The organism is Pseudomonas hygromyciniae, assembly GCF_016925675.1.
Classification (GTDB): Bacteria; Pseudomonadota; Gammaproteobacteria; order Pseudomonadales; family Pseudomonadaceae; genus Aquipseudomonas; species Aquipseudomonas hygromyciniae.
This window is the reverse complement of sequence record NZ_CP070506.1, coordinates 5,055,914-5,071,843: the sequence shown is the minus strand read 5'-3', so window position 1 is coordinate 5,071,843 and position 15,930 is coordinate 5,055,914. Positions and strand designations below refer to the sequence as shown.

Sequence of the window (15,930 nt, the reverse complement as noted above, 5' to 3'; positions counted from 1 at the left end):
GTATTGGCCGAGCAACGCATTGGCCAGAACACGGAAGTCACCTTGCATTTTGCATTGCGCCTGGAGAATGGCGACACGGTCGACAGCACGTTCGACAAGGCCCCGGCGACCTTCAAGGTCGGCGACGGCAACCTGCTGCCGGGTTTTGAAGCCGCCTTGTTCGGCTTCAAGGCAGGCGACAAGCGCAACTTGCAGATTCCGCCGGAAAACGCCTTTGGCCAGCCCAACCCGCAAAACGTACAGATCATCCCGCGTTCGCAGTTCCAGGATATGGAACTGTCGGAAGGCTTGCTGGTGATCTTCAACGATGCGGCGAATACTGAACTGCCCGGCGTGGTGAAAACCTTTGATGACACTCAGGTGACCATCGACTTCAACCACCCGTTGGCCGGCAAGACCTTGACCTTTGATGTTGAAATCATCGACGTTAAAGCGCTCTAACTGACGATCCCGGCCTACTGTAGGAGCGAGCTTGCTCGCGAAGATCTTCAACGATAATGCTGACATCCTGAATGATCGCAGTATCTGTGAAATTTTCGCGAGCAAGCTCGCTCCTACATGGCAAGACACGAGGCACAGCATGCAAATCAAACTCGCCAACCCCCGTGGCTTCTGCGCCGGCGTGGACCGGGCGATCGAAATCGTCAATCGCGCCCTGGAAGTCTTCGGGCCGCCGATCTACGTGCGCCATGAAGTCGTCCACAACAAGTTCGTGGTCGAAGATCTGCGTGCTCGCGGTGCGATTTTTGTCGAGGAACTGGATCAGGTGCCGGATGACGTTATCGTCATTTTCAGCGCCCACGGCGTTTCCCAGGCCGTGCGCACCGAAGCGGCAGGCCGTGGCCTGAAAGTCTTCGATGCGACCTGCCCGCTGGTAACCAAGGTGCATATCGAAGTGGCGCGCTACAGCCGCGACGGCCGTGAGTGCATTCTGATCGGCCATGCCGGTCACCCCGAAGTCGAAGGCACCATGGGGCAGTACGACGCCAGCAATGGCGGCGCGATCTACCTGGTGGAGGACGAAAAAGACGTCGCCGAGTTGCAAGTGCATAACCCTGAGAAGTTGGCATTCGTGACCCAGACCACGTTGTCGATGGATGACACCAGCCGCGTCATCGATGCCCTGCGTACTCGTTTTCCCGCCATCGGTGGGCCACGCAAGGACGATATCTGCTACGCCACGCAAAACCGCCAGGATGCGGTCAAGCAACTGGCCGATGAGTGTGACGTGGTACTGGTAGTGGGTAGCCCCAACAGCTCCAACTCCAATCGTCTGCGTGAACTGGCCGAACGCATGGCCACCCCGGCATACCTGATTGATGGCGCCGAAGACCTGCAGCGCAGTTGGTTCGACGGTGTCGAGCGCATCGGTATCACGGCGGGCGCTTCGGCGCCGGAAGTCTTGGTGCGTGGCGTAATCCAACAGTTGCAGGCGTGGGGCGCGACAGGCGCGGACGAGCTGGCAGGGCGTGAAGAAAACATTACTTTTTCCATGCCCAAGGAGCTGCGGGTTCGTTCGCTGCTCTGAGTCCCAGCTCGCTGGTGTACCCCCGGCACAACGCCTGCTCGGCTTTGTCGCTGCGCAGGCTGATCCGGCCGGTGGGTGCCAGCACTACCTGATGCAGGCTCAGCGGCTGGTCCGTTGAGCACACATGCACGGTGCCAGCGCGAAACCCTCCCGCAGACAGCAGGGGTTCGCCCAACCCGCTGAAGCGAATTTGCGTGCGCACCGGGGTATTGCCCACGATGGGGATCCGCCCATTATCCTGGCGCTCCAGCAGTACCGGGTTGTCGTCGTCCAGATGGCCGCGCCCATTCATGTCCACCACCACCCTCCAGCCTCGGCTCCAGTCGTCATCCAGCGCATGGATGACCACCGTCCGATTGCGCGCAATGGCTTGGGTACGGGCGTAGCGCAGGCCGGAGGCCAGTGCCTGTGCCGCGCTCAGTCGCGTTTGTGAGTCCAGAAGGCTCTTGAAACCAGGCACCGCCAATTGCGCCAGGATGCCGCTGACGATCAAGCCGAGCAGCAGTTCGATCAATGTGAAGCCGCGTTGTTTCATACATCGTCCCTCCGTGGACAGTTCATTCGTCTGTGGCAGGAATAGTTATAGCGGCGGCCCACGCCTGCGCAGTGATGGCCTTCCTGTCCAAAGTATTTCCCTATATTCCGAGGGGCAGCGCGGCTGCGCGAGCGGCGCTAGTCTTTGGCAACGCACGGCCATCTGGGCCGTTTTTATGACCCTCGACAAGGATGACGATGGCTATGCGAGCTTGCCCGACAACGTGTTGTGTTCCCGTTCCCGCAGGCCGGGAGGTCGGCATGAGCCTGATCGAAGTATTGGTCTCGCTGCTGATTCTCGGCGTTGGCCTGCTGGGGGCCGGGCTGATCCAGTTGAATGCACTCAAGTACACCGACAGTTCCAGGATGATCAGCCAGGCGAGTTTCATCGCCTATGACATGCTCGACCGGATCCGTGCCAACGCGGGTGCTGATTACGTCTGGGGAAGTGGCGATACTTCGCCCTCCAATACCTTGTCCGCGAGTGTTCGCGACCTGGATTTGCACGACTTCGAGGCCAACATCAGCCACTTGGCTGGCGATACCGCCAAAGGTTCGATTGCGGTCAACCAGCGTGAGGTCACCATTAGTATCAGTTGGGATGATTCGCGCGCAGCCAATGCTGGCAACACCCGTGAAACATTCACCCTGACCAGTCGGGTCGCCGTTGATCCGAGGCCTTCGCGATGAAACGTTCCAGTTCGGGCTTTGGCCTGGTCGAGGCATTGCTGGCGGCAACCCTGGGGTTGATCGTGATCCTGGCGGCCGTCCAGGTAACACTGGCCGCTCGCAGTACCGCTGCCAGCCAGCACGCCTCGGCGCTATTGCAGGATGATGGGCGATTTGTCCTGGGCAAGATGGTTCAGGAGATTCGTCTGGCGGGGATGTTCGGCTGCCTGTCCCTACCTTTGATTGCTCAGGCGCCTGCTGACTTTTCCAGGCCGGTCGGTGTGGTGGTCAATGGCGCCTCAACTAGCCTGACCCTGGTCACCGGCGATGTCGGTGACCAGGGCAGTCGACCTGACTGGACGGTGCTCAGCAATTGTATCGACAGCGCTCAGAGCTATTCGGGGGTACCACCCAAGCCAGGGCCCGGGCAGATCGCTTTTCCCGTGCGCAAGCTGACCTACACCTTTGAGTCGGGGCAACTGAAGCTCAGCACCCCGGCAACACCGGCCAAGGCGGTGCTGGTGGATAACGTGGGGGCGTTCGAATTGAGTTTCGGGATGGCCAGCCGGCCTGGGTCTAGTGTCGTGACCCGGTATGACAGCCGCCCCAGCGACGAATCGCTGATCCGCAGTGTGCGTGTGGTGTTGACGCTGCGCGATCCGGCAGGTCGCGTGCGGGACCAGGTCTACAGCGCCGTCGCAGCCGTGCGTAATCGCCTTGAATAGCGGGCGCGGGATATCGGCCTCCAGGCAGCGCGGCATGGTGTTGTTGATCAGCCTGGTATTGCTGCTGCTGTTGACGGCTCTCGGGCTGTCATCGATGCAGGGTGCAACGTCGCAGGAGCAACTCGCCGGCAGCATCAGGCATCGCAACCTATCGTTTCAAGCTGCCGAAGACGGGCTCAGGCGCGGTGAGTCGGCTGTGCAGGCGCATGGGTTTGGTTTGCCGACCTGTCAGTCGCAAGTGGCCTGTGCTCCGCCAAAAGAGGCGTATGCCATCAGTCATCCGGGCGTTGATCCGGTCTCGGCTATCGCGTGGGTCGGCCTGAAGGGGGGCGTCTACGGCATTCAAAATCTGGGGGCCGGTATCGGATTGGCACATTTGCCGCCCGATACCCCGGCGACTTTATATCGGGTCACGGCAGTGGGGATCAGCGGTCAGTCGCGCACCGTCCTGGAGAGCGTCTATGCGCGAGTCGTGCCGGATGCCGATGGGCGATTCCGACGAATTCTATGGCGACAACTTCAGTAGGTGAGCATCACGATGAGGGGCAACTGCAAAGGATTCACCTTGATAGAGCTACTGATTGCACTGGCGATCATTGCCACATTGGCCGCGGTGATTTATCCGGGATACACCGCCCATGTGAAAAAGGCCTACCGCACAGAAATCGTCGGTCTGCTCACGGAGCAAGCCCAGCATCTGGAACGCTATTACGTGAGAAATGGCACTTTTATTGATGCCAGCGGCGTCAGTACCGGCAATGATCGCTATAGAATCACGGTGATACTGAACCCGCAGGATTTCACCCTGACCGCGACGCCTTTTGCGGGGACGATGCTGGGTGATACTTGTGGTGAGTTCAGTTTGACCAGTACTGGCGCACGGGATAATCCCGGCGCGGTGCCCGGCACCACTCGTCAGGAGTGCTGGGGGCGATGAGGCTGGTGGGCGATGGGGTGCCTGGGGCACTCCTTTCTTTTTATGGGCTGGATCGAACAATGACCAAGCAACAGCAAGTCGTAGTTGTGGGTGGTGGTGTTATCGGGCTGTTGACGGCGTTCAACCTGGCAACGCAGGGGCAGGCAGTAGTCGTGCTGGACCGTTCAGCGGTCGGGCAAGAGTCTTCCTGGGCCGGTGGCGGGATTGTTTCGCCGTTATACCCATGGCGCTACAGCCCGGCCGTCACGGCGCTGGCCCATTGGTCCCAGGATTTTTACCCGCAATTGGCCCAGCGCCTGTTTGCCGCCACTGGTGTGGATCCCGAGGTTCATACCACGGGCCTGTATTGGCTGGACCTCGACGACGAGGCCGATGCCCTGGCCTGGGCCGTGCGGGAAGGCCGGCCACTGAGCAAGGTGGACGTGTCGGCCGCCCGTGATGCGGTTCCAGTGCTGGGGCCGGGTTTTTCACAGGCCATTTATATGGCGGACGTGGCCAATGTGCGTAATCCACGCCTGGTCAAATCCCTCAAGGCTGCGTTATTGGCGTTGCCTGGCGTGACTCTGCATGAGCATTGCGCAGTACGGGGCTTTATCCAGGAGGGCGGCGGCATCGTCGGAGTCAATACGGCTCAGGGAGAGGTGCGTGGCGACCAGATCGTGCTCGCGGCCGGTGCCTGGAGTGGTGAATTGCTGGGTAGCCTGGGGCTGACGTTGCCGGTGGAGCCGGTCAAGGGGCAGATGATTCTGTACAAGTGCGCCTCTGACTTTCTTTCGAGCATGGTCCTGGCGAAAGGACGCTATGCGATTCCTCGCCGGGATGGGCACATCCTGGTTGGCAGTACGCTGGAACATGAAGGCTTCGACAAGACACCGACCGAACCGGCCCTGGAAAGCCTGAAAGCCTCGGCAGTGGAGTTGATTCCGGCGCTGGCGGATGCCGAAGTGGTGGGCCACTGGGCCGGGTTGCGGCCTGGTTCACCCGAGGGCATCCCTTATATCGGCAAGGTGTCAGGGTTTGAAGGGTTGTGGCTGAACTGCGGGCATTATCGCAACGGCCTGGTATTGGCACCTGCGTCTTGCCAGTTGTTTGCTGACTTGCTGCTGGGGCATGAGCCGGTCATTGATCCGGCCCCTTATGCGCCCGCTGGTCGGATATAGAGGCGGCCCTTTGTAGGTGCCGGCCTGCCGGCGATGGCGGCAGATGTTTGTGGGGTGATCTTCTGATCGCCATCGCTGGCAAGCCAGCTCCCACAGTTCCGGGATTATCAGCGCTCGATTGACTTCGGTCCCTGCTCGAGGTGCGCTTGAGTGCAGTACCACTCCTGGCGCTGGCTCAATGCCCGGTCCTGGGGCAAGTGCACACCGCAGTGCGCACAGCGAACCATGGGCGCGGCGCCTTGTTCGTTGGACTGTTGCTGGGTCGAAGCGGGGCGCTTGAACTTGCGCCAGAACCATACCGCAGCAGCAATCAGGGCAATCCAGAACAGTAAACGAACCATGGCAGGCAGCTTCTCGACAGGGAATCCGGCAGTTTAGCCAAGGATGTTAGCGGCGCACAGGGTAATAAAGTCGCGCTATGAAAAAAGGAGCCCCGAGGGGCTCCTTCTTGCGCTGCCAGACTGGTTTTCAGTCAAAGACACCGAATGTCATGTAGCTGAACCACGAGCGATCCTGGTTGTTGCCCAGGGCTTCTGGTGCTTGTTCCTTGATCACGTCGCCGTTCTCGTCATGGGGCTTGAGTTCGGACGGAATGGCGTCCTTGGCGTCCTGGTACTGCTTGAGGATGTCCTGGTTGGCGCGGGTTTCGCCCGGCGGCAATGGCGGACGGGACTCGATCAGACCCAAGGTGTACTTGCTCAGCCACGAGCGGTTATCCGCTTCGGCAACCTGCGGGACAAACTGGCCGTCTTTCAGGCTAGGGTGGTCCGGGTAGTTGAGTTTTAGCGTCTGCAAGCTGGTGTCTGCCAGGGTGTCGAGGTGCAGGCGCATGTAGGCTTCAGTCATTACTGCCAGGCCATCACCCACCGAAGGGGTTTCCTGGAAGTTTTCCACCACATAGCGACCACGGTTGGCGGCAGCGACATAAGCCTGGCGCGTCAGGTAGTAGTGGGCTACGTGGATTTCGTAGGAGGCCAGCAGGTTGCGCAGGTAGATCATGCGCTGCTTGGCGTCCGGCGCGTAGCGGCTATTGGGGAAGCGGCTGGTCAGCTGGGCGAACTCGTTATAGGAGTCGCGCGCGGCACCTGGGTCACGCTTGGTCATGTCCAGCGGCAGGAAGCGCGCCAGCAGGCCTACGTCCTGGTCAAACGAGGTCAGGCCCTTGAGGTAGTAGGCGTAGTCCACGTTCGGGTGCTGCGGGTGCAGGCGGATAAAACGCTCGGCAGCGGACTTGGCAGCTTCCGGCTCGGCGTTCTTGTAGTTCGCATAGATCAGTTCGAGCTGGGCCTGGTCGGCATAGCGGCCAAACGGATAACGCGACTCCAAGGCCTTGAGCTTGGCCGTGGCGCTTGTGTAGCTATTATTGTCCAGGTCGGCCTGAGCCTGCTGGTACAGCTCGACTTCACTGAGGTTTTCGTCGACGACGTCCTTTGTTGACGAGCAAGCAGCAGTCATGGCGAGGATGGCGATCAGCAGCAGGTGTTTCACTTGCATGGCGGCTTGCGTCCCTATGACGGCCGCTGTCTTGGGCGGGGCCGTCCTGTTATGATGAGCGCCCCGATGAAAGCCTCGGGGCAAAAGACGCCGTATTTAACCACAAGCGCGCAGCCGAAACCAAAGGCTGTGCCACGCCTAGTCTGAGCATGTCCGATAAAATTGAACTTCGCGCAGAGGTGCCGTCCGAATTGGGCGGCCAACGCCTCGATCAAGTCGCCGCACAACTATTCGCTGAGCACTCGCGCTCGCGCCTTTCCGCCTGGATCAAAGACGGCCGCCTGACTGTGGATGGAGCGGTTATCCGCCCGCGAGACATAGTTCATGGCGGTTCGGTTCTTGAGCTGACTGCCGAGCAGGAAGCCCAGGGAGAATGGATCGCCCAGGACATCGAGCTGGATATCGTCTATGAAGACGACGACATCCTGGTGATCAACAAACCCGCAGGCCTGGTGGTTCACCCGGCAGCCGGGCACGCTGATGGCACCTTGCTCAATGCCTTGTTGCACCATGTGCCGGACATCATCAATGTCCCGCGCTGCGGCATTGTCCACCGCCTGGACAAGGACACCACCGGTCTGATGGTGGTGGCCAAGACCATCCAGGCGCAGACGCAGTTGGTCACACAATTGCAGAGCCGCAGCGTCAGCCGCATCTATGAGTGCATCGTGATTGGTGTGGTCGTAGCCGGTGGCAAGATCAATGCGCCTATCGGTCGTCACGGCCAGCAGCGCCAGCGCATGGCGGTGATGGAGGGTGGCAAGCAGGCCGTCAGCCACTACCGCGTGCTGGAGCGTTTCCGTTCCCACACCCATGTGCGGGTCAAACTGGAAACTGGGCGTACCCACCAGATCCGGGTGCATATGGCGCATATCAACTTCCCGTTGGTCGGCGATCCGGCCTACGGTGGTCGTTTCCGTATTCCGCCGGCCGCCAGTGTGACCATGGTTGAATCGCTCAAGTCGTTCCCGCGCCAGGCGCTGCATGCACGCTTCCTGGAGCTGGATCATCCGACGAGCGGTGAGCGGATGAGCTGGGAATCGCCATTGCCCGATGACTTTGTCTGGTTGTTGTCGCTGCTCAAGCAGGACCGCGAGGCCTTTGTCGGATGAATGACTGGCTGATTCCTGACTGGCCTGCGCCGGCCGGGGTGAAAGCCTGCGTCACCACCCGTGCGGGCGGCGTCAGCCTGGCGCCGTTCGACAGCCTCAATCTTGGCGATCATGTCGAGGACAGCCCTGAGGCTGTGCTTGAGAATCGCCGTCGCCTCACTGCCGCGTTCGATATCCAGCCAGCATGGCTGCGCCAGGTCCATGGTGTGGTCGTGGTCGAGGCCGACCCTGGGCAAATTGCCGAGGCAGACGGCAGTTGGACCGATACGCCCGGCATCGCCTGCACGGCGATGACCGCTGATTGCCTACCGGCCTTGTTTTGCAACAAAGCCGGCACCCGGGTTGCCGCTGCCCATGCCGGTTGGCGTGGACTGGCTGCGGGTGTGCTGGAAGCTGCCGCCGAAAGCCTGGACGCTGCGCCTGCTGACGTACTGGTCTGGTTAGGCCCGGCGATTGGCCCGAAGGCCTTTGAAGTGGGCCCGGAAGTGCGTGAAGCCTTCGTGCAGCAACATCCACAGACCGCGCAGGCGTTCGTTCCCAGCCATAATCCTGGCAAGTTCCTGGCCGACATCTATCAGTTGGCGCGTCTGCGCCTGGCTGCGCGCGGTATTACCGCCGTTTACGGTGGCGGTTTGTGTACCGTGACCGACCCACGCTTCTTTTCTTACCGGCGCAGCCCGCGCACCGGTCGATTTGCCTCCCTGATCTGGCTCGAACGCTAGACTCTGCTGATCCATATCATGCATTGCCGGCTTGAATCCTCCAGAATCCACCCCATCTATAAGGGTATCTGGCAGGTTTCTTCATTCAGGATGCGTTAATCGCGAGCAGCCTCGCTCGCACATAGCTCCGGCCTGCTCAAAAGGAAGGTGACTAATGCGTATTGATCGTTTAACCAGCAAATTACAATTGGCGTTATCGGATTCCCAATCCCTGGCGGTTGGCCTCGACCATCCGGCCATTGAGCCCGCGCACTTGATGCAGGCGCTCCTCGAGCAGCAGGGTGGTTCGATCAAACCCCTGCTGATGCAGGTGGGCTTTGATGTCAACAGCCTGCGCAAGGAATTGAGCAAAGAGCTCGACCAACTGCCGAAAATCCAGAATCCGACGGGCGACGTGAATATGTCCCAGGATTTGGCGCGCCTGCTCAATCAGGCGGACCGCCTGGCTCAGCAGAAGGGCGACCAGTTCATCTCCAGCGAGCTGGTGCTGCTCGCTGCCATGGACGACAACAGCAAGCTCGGCAAGTTGTTGCTGGGCCAGGGCGTGAGCAAAAAGGCCCTGGAAAATGCCATCAACAACCTGCGCGGCGGCGAGGCGGTGAATGACCCCAATCACGAGGAGTCGCGCCAGGCCCTGGACAAATACACCGTCGACCTGACCAAGCGCGCCGAAGACGGCAAGCTGGACCCGGTGATCGGGCGTGACGATGAAATTCGTCGCACCATCCAGGTCCTGCAGCGTCGCACCAAGAACAACCCGGTGCTGATCGGCGAGCCTGGGGTGGGTAAAACCGCCATCGCTGAAGGCCTGGCCCAGCGCATCATTAATGGTGAGGTGCCGGACGGCCTCAAGGGCAAGCGCTTGCTGTCCCTGGACATGGGGGCGTTGATCGCCGGTGCCAAGTTCCGTGGCGAGTTCGAAGAGCGCCTCAAATCCCTGCTTAACGAGCTGTCGAAGCAGGAAGGGCAGATCATTCTGTTTATCGACGAACTGCACACTATGGTCGGCGCCGGTAAAGGCGAAGGCTCGATGGACGCGGGCAACATGCTCAAGCCAGCACTGGCTCGGGGCGAGTTGCATTGCGTGGGTGCAACTACGCTCAACGAATACCGCCAGTACATTGAAAAGGACGCAGCCCTTGAGCGTCGTTTCCAGAAAGTCCTGGTAGAAGAGCCGAGCGAAGAAGACACCATCGCGATCCTGCGTGGCCTCAAAGAGCGCTATGAAGTCCACCACCGCGTGGCGATCACCGACGGCGCGATCATCGCGGCGGCCAAATTGAGCCATCGCTATATCACTGATCGCCAGTTGCCGGACAAGGCCATCGACCTGATCGACGAAGCGGCCAGCCGTATTCGCATGGAGATCGACTCCAAGCCTGAAGTGCTGGACCGCCTGGAGCGGCGGCTGATTCAACTGAAAGTCGAATCCCAGGCGCTGAAGAAAGAGGACGATGACGCAGCGAAGAAACGCCTGGAAAAACTCCAGGAAGAAATCGTCCGCCTGGAACGTGAGTATTCGGACCTGGAAGAAATCTGGACCTCGGAAAAAGCCGAAGTACAGGGATCCGCACAGATCCAGCAAAAGATCGAGCAGTCGCGCCAGGAACTGGAGGCTGCACGCCGTAAGGGCGATCTGAACCGCATGGCCGAGTTGCAGTACGGGGTGATCCCGGACCTGGAGCGCAGCCTGCAAATGGTCGACCAGCATGGCCACAGCGAAAACCAGTTGTTGCGCAGCAAGGTGACCGAGGAAGAGATTGCCGAGGTGGTTTCCAAATGGACCGGCATTCCCGTATCGAAGATGCTGGAAGGCGAGCGTGACAAACTGTTGCGTATGGAAAGCCTGTTGCACCAACGCGTGATTGGCCAGGAAGAGGCCGTGGTAGCGGTGTCCAATGCGGTACGGCGTTCACGGGCCGGTTTGTCCGACCCGAATCGCCCAAGCGGCTCGTTCATGTTCCTCGGCCCGACCGGTGTGGGTAAGACTGAGCTATGCAAGGCCTTGGCCGAGTTTCTCTTTGATACCGAAGAGGCGATGGTGCGCATTGATATGTCCGAGTTCATGGAGAAACACTCCGTGGCTCGCTTGATCGGGGCGCCACCAGGCTATGTGGGTTACGAGGAGGGCGGCTACCTGACCGAAGCGGTACGGCGTAAGCCTTACTCGGTGATCCTGCTGGATGAGGTCGAGAAGGCCCATCCGGATGTGTTCAACGTGTTGCTGCAAGTGCTGGAAGATGGCCGGCTGACGGACAGCCACGGGCGTACCGTGGACTTCCGTAATACGGTGATCGTGATGACCTCCAACCTGGGCTCGGTACAGATCCAGGAAATGGTCGGGGATCGTGAAGGTCAGCGTGCGGCGGTAATGGATGCGCTGACCAGTCACTTCCGCCCGGAATTTATCAACCGGGTCGATGAAGTGGTGATCTTCGAGCCTTTGGCGCGGGATCAGATCGCCGGGATCACCGAGATCCAGTTGGGCCGCCTGCGCAGCCGTCTGGCGGAGCGCGAGCTGATGCTGGAACTGAGCAGCGAGGCGTTGGACAAGTTGATCGCTGTAGGTTACGACCCGGTGTATGGCGCGCGGCCATTGAAACGTGCGATCCAGCGCTGGATCGAGAACCCGCTGGCCCAACTGATCCTCTCGGGCAGCTTTATGCCGGGGACCAGCGTCAAGGCCACCGTGGAAAACGACGAAATCGTCTTCCACTAAGCGCCGATTGGGTGGTTATAAGCAGAGGCCCCGCATTGCGGGGCCTTTTTTTTCGATAGGGCGTTGAACTGTAAGGCAAAGGCTTGTAAAGTGCGCCCCGCAGCAACGTCAGCCCAAGGGTTTCTTCTCCCCAAGGAGAAATCAGAAAGAAGCGCAAATCATTGTCTTAAAAGCAATTTAAAGGGTTGACAGGGGTTTTTAAGATTGTAGAATAGCGCGCCTCAGACACGCTAACGTAGCGATACGGACAGCGTCGAAGAGAAGGATACACCGCAGTAAAAGTTGTACTTTGAAATATGTAGTTCCGTGATAGCTCAGTCGGTAGAGCAAATGACTGTTAATCATTGGGTCCCAGGTTCGAGTCCTGGTCACGGAGCCAATTTCAAACCGGGGTATAGCGCAGTCCGGTAGCGCGCCTGCTTTGGGAGCAGGATGTCAGGAGTTCGAATCCCCTTACCCCGACCATTTTTGGGTCGTTAGCTCAGTTGGTAGAGCAGTTGGCTTTTAACCAATTGGTCGTAGGTTCGAATCCCACACGACCCACCATTTTTGAGACCAGTTAACGCTGGAATCGAATCTTAAGATCAGAGGCCAAAAGCACTGATCGAAGAAGGCGACTTGAAAAGGTCGCCTTTTTTTTACCGGGGTATAGCGCAGTCCGGTAGCGCGCCTGCTTTGGGAGCAGGATGTCAGGAGTTCGAATCCCCTTACCCCGACCATATTAAAAATCCTCGTATCGAAAGATACGGGGATTTTTTTTGCGTGGAATTTAACAACCGCGCAGATCAGTGAGAGGGTGCGAGCTCCCTCTCACATTGACCTGCCCCGTCCGGGGCCGTGTTGTTAGTGAAGTTTGAGCCGCGGCTCGGTGCCCCGCCCAATCTTGCTGCCCAGCATCAACATCATCGTGCGGAAGAACCCGTACAACGCCATCTGGTGCATGCGGTACAGCGACACATAGAACATCCGCGCCAGCCAGCCTTCGAGCATCACACTGCCGGTCAGGTTGCCCATCAAGTTACCCACAGCCGAAAAGCGCGACAGCGAGATCAGTGAGCCGTAGTCGGTGTACTTGTAGCTGGGCAGTGCTTTGCCTTCGATACGCAATTTCAGCGATTTGGCCAGCAACGACGCCTGCTGGTGGGCCGCTTGCGCCCGTGGTGGAACGTTGCGGTCGGTCCCTGGCTGCGGGCAGGCCGCACAGTCACCAAAGGCGAAGATATTCTCGTCACGGGTGGTCTGCAGCGTTGGCTGCACTTGTAGTTGGTTGATGCGGTTGGTCTCCAGGCCGTCAATGTCCTTGAGGAAGCCCGGCGCGCGAATCCCTGCGGCCCATACCTTGAGGCTGGCGGGAATCACCTGGCCACTGCTGGTAATCAGGCTGTCGGCGGTGACTTCACTCACTGCCGAGTTGGTCATGACGGTCACCCCGAGTTTTTCCAGGGTTTTATGCACAGGTCCGCTGATCCGCTCTGGCAGGGCCGGCAATACCCGTGGTCCGGCTTCGATCAGGGTGATGGACATGTTTTCTGGCTTGATCCGGTCCAGGCCATAGGCCGCCAGTTCATGGGCCGCGTTGTGCAACTCTGCGGCCAACTCGACGCCGGTAGCGCCAGCGCCAACGATTGCCACACTGATTTTTTCCACCACGTCAGTTTGCCCGGCATGGGCGCGCAGGTAGTGGTTGAGCAATTGTTGGTGGAAGCGTTCCGCTTGTTTGCGGGTATCAAGGAACAGACAGTGTTGTGCCGCGCCTTCGGTACCGAAGTCGTTGGTGGTGCTGCCGACAGCAATCACCAGGGTGTCATAGCTCAACACGCGGGCAGGCACCAGTTCCCGGCCTTCTTCATCAAGGGTCGCGGCCAGCTGGATTTTTTTCTGTTCACGATCGAGCCCGCTCATGCGCCCCAGTTGGAACTCGAAATGGTTCCATTTTGCCTGGGCAACGTAATTGAGTTCGTCTTCAGAGGAGTTCAGCGAGCCGGCGGCAACTTCGTGCAGCAGGGGTTTCCAGATATGGGTCAGGTTGGTGTCCACCAGGGTGATGCTGGCGGTGCCGCGCTTGCCCAGAGTCTTACCCAGGCGGGTAGCCAACTCCAGGCCGCCGGCGCCGCCGCCGACGATAATAATACGATGGGTCATGGGGATATCTCGCAAGGCTAAAAGAAATCGGTGCAGTTACCCGAGCGAGCGCCAGGCAGCTCATAGCGTCAGGTAACTCAAAAGGCGGCTCAGGAGGCCCAGGCCAATCACCACAATCAGCACCACCCCAAGGAGCAGCCACGGCCGGAAAGGCTTGCGCTCAACCTGGTGTTGGGACAGTTGCAGGTACTCTTCGACATGTTGTTGGTCGTCAGGGTTCAGGCGGCTGGTCATAAAGGCCTCGTCAGGTAGACGTTGCAAAAGGGCACCACGTTACAGGCTGATACCCACGTCGAACACTATGCTGCGCCCCAGGTTGTTGCGCAAGAAATCCGGGGCGTCCGGATGGGCGAACAATACGCGCGCAAAGGTCGGGCCAACCAATGACAGCGAGCGCCAGCCCTGGCGAAGGTATTCGGTGGGCGGCGGGAAATGGCTGTTGAGGTCCAGCACTTCGCGTTTGAGGCTGGCGAAGGCGATGATATCCAGCTCCCCCAGGTCCATGCCGCGTTCTTTATAGTTGTGGGCCTTCTTGCGCAGGGTCGGCGCCAGGCGCAGGAGGAACTCATGGGCGGGAATGCGCCTGGGCTTTGCTTCACGTCGCACCAATTGGCTCAGGGAAAAAGCACTGCGCCGCCGCAGCAGTTCGTCGCGCCATTCGTCATTCAGGCGCCGGCCTTCGTCCAGCACAAAAAATACTTCGAAACTGGCATCACGAAACAGCACATCCGGCGGCTCTTGACCGGCGGCATGAAACTCTTCGGCGCGGTAGGGCACATTCAGGCCTTGTAGCAGGCGCTGGCAGACCCAACGCTCACGCTCCCATTTGCGGGCATTGGACAGGAACGCGTTGGCTTGTTCGGCCGCTATGGTGAGCAGGCGCAAATAATCTGAGTCATCCATGGTTCCAGCTTAGCGTTCAAATGATGACCGCAGGAAGTCCCGTGTGAAAAGGCTCGGTGTAGACTGGCGGTCCGGTTGATGGTTTTGCACAAGGAGTTCGCGGTGAGGCTTTTGGTTGCGGTGTTTCTGATCTTTCTGCCCCTATGGGCTCAGGCGGCTGAACTGGGGGAGCGGCTGGCGCCGTGGACCCTGCTCGATCAATTCGATCAGCCCTATACCCTGGATAATCAGGCGCAGATCCTGCTGGTAGCGCGCAGCATGGACGCGGCCAAGCAGGTGGATGCGGCATTGCAGGGCCGGCCCAAGGGCTATCTGGAGGCACGCCATGTGGTGTTTGTCGCCGATATCCAGCGTATGCCGAGGCTGATCGCCAAGCTCTTCGCCGTCCCCGCGATGCAGGCCTACAACTACCGGGTCATGCTCGACCGTGATGCGCGGATCACGCCGCGTTATCCGGCGCCTGTGGATAAAGTGTTATGGCTGCAATTGGAAGACGGCAAGCTCGTCGCGCGCCATGAATACAGCTCTGCCACCGAACTGCGCCAGGCCCTGGAGCAGCTGCAGCCGTGATCAGTGCCGCCGTGCTGGCGCCGCAAACCCTGTGGCTGGGCTGGCTGCTGTATGCGCCGGTGATTGTTTGGGCGATCCTGCGCTCGTCCTGGGTCGAACTGTTTGCCGACCGGCGGCGCCAGCACTTGTTGTTTGGCACGGTGTTCGCGCTGTTCATGCTGTGGCTGGTGCGTCGGGATTTCGATACCGGCGTGTCCTACCACTTTATTGGCATGACCGCCGTAACCCTGTTGCTCGACTGGCCGCTGGCAATTGTCGGTGGGCTGGCTGCGCAACTGGGCCTGGTGCTGCTCGGGCGCCAGGACCTGGCGGCGGTCGGGGTCAACGGTGCACTGCTGATCCTCTTACCGGTATTGGTGACCGAGACATGTGCGTTGCTGGTGGAGCGGGCGCAGCCGCGCAACCCCTTCGTGTATATCTTCTGTTCCGGTTTTTTTGCCGCCGCATTGTCGGCGTTGCTGTGCCTGTTGGCCGGCCTGGGCTTGCTGTGGCTGGACGGTCGCTTCGCCATGCCCGAATGGATCGAAGACTTTATCGGCTACCTGTGGCTGATCATCTTTCCCGAAGCCTTCATCAACGGCATGGTGATCAGTGCCTTGGTGGTGTTTTGCCCGGAGTGGCTTGAGACGTTCAACCGCACGCGTTACCTCTCGGCGCCCTGGAAGGACGACAATTCGCGGCCTTGATCCAAATCAAAGGCACAACGCGCAAGTGG

The 15,930-nt window shown here is 59.7% G+C and carries 18 protein-coding genes and 4 tRNA genes; 16 read left to right on the top strand and 6 right to left on the bottom strand.

What is annotated here, in order from left to right; genetic code table 11:
- Window positions 1–3 precede the first annotated feature (3 nt).
- Both fkpB and ispH read left to right on the top strand, forming a co-directional pair.
- Window positions 4–441 carry an FKBP-type peptidyl-prolyl cis-trans isomerase gene (fkpB, locus tag JTY93_RS22705; protein ID WP_169851210.1) on the top strand — a complete coding sequence of 146 codons (438 nt, stop codon included), beginning with the start codon at window positions 4–6 and terminating at the stop codon, window positions 439–441.
- 139 nt (window positions 442–580) lie between these two features.
- Window positions 581–1,528, top strand: coding sequence for a 4-hydroxy-3-methylbut-2-enyl diphosphate reductase (ispH, locus tag JTY93_RS22700; protein WP_032861885.1), 948 nt, complete (start codon window positions 581–583; stop codon window positions 1,526–1,528).
- On the opposite strand, the gene JTY93_RS22695 is transcribed toward ispH, so the two are convergent.
- Window positions 1,482–2,063, bottom strand: a complete 582-nt coding sequence (locus tag JTY93_RS22695; protein ID WP_169998566.1) for a GspH/FimT family pseudopilin — start codon at window positions 2,061–2,063, stop codon at window positions 1,482–1,484. The genes ispH and JTY93_RS22695 overlap by 47 nt on opposite strands.
- Window positions 2,064–2,266: 203 nt before the next feature.
- Between JTY93_RS22695 and pilV the strand changes: the two genes are divergently transcribed.
- The 5 genes from pilV to thiO are packed head-to-tail and all read left to right on the top strand — an operon-like array spanning window position 2,267 to window position 5,553.
- A complete protein-coding gene (gene pilV, locus JTY93_RS22690; protein WP_205477295.1) occupies window positions 2,267–2,752 on the top strand; it encodes a type IV pilus modification protein PilV in 486 nt (161 codons plus the stop codon).
- The gene (locus JTY93_RS22685; RefSeq protein ID WP_169998568.1) at window positions 2,749–3,456 is read left to right on the top strand and encodes a PilW family protein; all 708 of its coding nucleotides are present in this window, start codon (window positions 2,749–2,751) and stop codon (window positions 3,454–3,456) included. The genes pilV and JTY93_RS22685 overlap by 4 nt, the downstream gene beginning before the upstream one ends.
- A gap of 34 nt (window positions 3,457–3,490) precedes the next feature.
- Window positions 3,491–3,982, top strand: a complete 492-nt coding sequence (locus JTY93_RS22680; protein WP_205477291.1) for a pilus assembly PilX family protein — start codon at window positions 3,491–3,493, stop codon at window positions 3,980–3,982.
- Window positions 3,983–3,994: 12 nt separating this feature from the next.
- Window positions 3,995–4,393: a type IV pilin protein gene (locus tag JTY93_RS22675; RefSeq protein ID WP_205477290.1), complete on the top strand. Its 399-nt coding sequence runs from the start codon at window positions 3,995–3,997 to the stop codon at window positions 4,391–4,393.
- A 59-nt stretch (window positions 4,394–4,452) separates the two neighbouring features.
- Window positions 4,453–5,553 (top strand): glycine oxidase ThiO, encoded by a 1,101-nt coding sequence (gene thiO, locus JTY93_RS22670; protein WP_205477289.1) that lies wholly within the window; start codon window positions 4,453–4,455, stop codon window positions 5,551–5,553.
- Window positions 5,554–5,660: 107 nt separating this feature from the next.
- On the opposite strand, the gene JTY93_RS22665 is transcribed toward thiO, so the two are convergent.
- Both JTY93_RS22665 and JTY93_RS22660 read right to left on the bottom strand, forming a co-directional pair.
- The gene (locus JTY93_RS22665; protein ID WP_205477288.1) at window positions 5,661–5,894 is read right to left on the bottom strand and encodes a PP0621 family protein; all 234 of its coding nucleotides are present in this window, start codon (window positions 5,892–5,894) and stop codon (window positions 5,661–5,663) included.
- A gap of 127 nt (window positions 5,895–6,021) precedes the next feature.
- A complete protein-coding gene (locus JTY93_RS22660) occupies window positions 6,022–7,047 on the bottom strand; it encodes an outer membrane protein assembly factor BamD (protein ID WP_169998579.1) in 1,026 nt (341 codons plus the stop codon).
- Window positions 7,048–7,196: 149 nt separating this feature from the next.
- On the opposite strand from JTY93_RS22660, the gene rluD reads away from it, so the two are divergent.
- The 7 genes from rluD (at window position 7,197) to JTY93_RS22625 (ending at window position 12,319) form a co-directional block, all read left to right on the top strand.
- Window positions 7,197–8,159, top strand: a complete 963-nt coding sequence (gene rluD / locus JTY93_RS22655; RefSeq protein ID WP_029292014.1) for a 23S rRNA pseudouridine(1911/1915/1917) synthase RluD — start codon at window positions 7,197–7,199, stop codon at window positions 8,157–8,159.
- Complete coding sequence (gene pgeF, locus JTY93_RS22650) at window positions 8,156–8,881, top strand: peptidoglycan editing factor PgeF (protein ID WP_205477287.1); 726 nt, start codon at window positions 8,156–8,158, stop codon at window positions 8,879–8,881. Before rluD ends, pgeF begins: the two co-directional genes overlap by 4 nt.
- 154 nt (window positions 8,882–9,035) lie before the next feature.
- On the top strand, window positions 9,036–11,600 hold the full coding sequence (gene clpB / locus JTY93_RS22645; RefSeq protein WP_092230488.1) for an ATP-dependent chaperone ClpB: 2,565 nt from the start codon (window positions 9,036–9,038) through the stop codon (window positions 11,598–11,600).
- 303 nt (window positions 11,601–11,903) lie between these two features.
- Window positions 11,904–11,979 (top strand) — tRNA-Asn (locus JTY93_RS22640).
- A 9-nt stretch (window positions 11,980–11,988) separates the two neighbouring features.
- Window positions 11,989–12,065 (top strand) — tRNA-Pro (locus JTY93_RS22635).
- A gap of 5 nt (window positions 12,066–12,070) precedes the next feature.
- Window positions 12,071–12,146, top strand: a tRNA-Lys gene (locus JTY93_RS22630).
- 96 nt (window positions 12,147–12,242) lie between these two features.
- Window positions 12,243–12,319, top strand: a tRNA-Pro gene (locus JTY93_RS22625).
- 124 nt (window positions 12,320–12,443) lie between these two features.
- Here the strand turns inward: JTY93_RS22625 and JTY93_RS22620 are convergent.
- Genes JTY93_RS22620 through JTY93_RS22610 form a run of 3 tightly spaced genes read right to left on the bottom strand, consistent with a single transcriptional unit; the run spans window position 12,444 to window position 14,645 of the window.
- Window positions 12,444–13,742 (bottom strand): NAD(P)/FAD-dependent oxidoreductase, encoded by a 1,299-nt coding sequence (locus tag JTY93_RS22620; RefSeq protein WP_205477286.1) that lies wholly within the window; start codon window positions 13,740–13,742, stop codon window positions 12,444–12,446.
- Window positions 13,743–13,802: 60 nt separating this feature from the next.
- Window positions 13,803–13,976 carry a DUF3094 family protein gene (locus JTY93_RS22615; RefSeq protein WP_032861901.1) on the bottom strand — a complete coding sequence of 58 codons (174 nt, stop codon included), beginning with the start codon at window positions 13,974–13,976 and terminating at the stop codon, window positions 13,803–13,805.
- Between the two features lie 39 nt (window positions 13,977–14,015).
- A complete protein-coding gene (locus tag JTY93_RS22610) occupies window positions 14,016–14,645 on the bottom strand; it encodes a DUF1780 domain-containing protein (RefSeq protein WP_029292005.1) in 630 nt (209 codons plus the stop codon).
- A gap of 78 nt (window positions 14,646–14,723) precedes the next feature.
- Here JTY93_RS22610 and JTY93_RS22605 point away from each other — a divergent pair, with 78 nt between their 5' ends.
- On the top strand, window positions 14,724–15,215 hold the full coding sequence (locus tag JTY93_RS22605; protein WP_240344387.1) for an FAD/FMN-containing dehydrogenase: 492 nt from the start codon (window positions 14,724–14,726) through the stop codon (window positions 15,213–15,215).
- The gene (locus JTY93_RS22600; protein WP_205477284.1) at window positions 15,212–15,901 is read left to right on the top strand and encodes an energy-coupling factor ABC transporter permease; all 690 of its coding nucleotides are present in this window, start codon (window positions 15,212–15,214) and stop codon (window positions 15,899–15,901) included. Before JTY93_RS22605 ends, JTY93_RS22600 begins: the two co-directional genes overlap by 4 nt.
- Window positions 15,902–15,930: the final 29 nt, after the last annotated feature.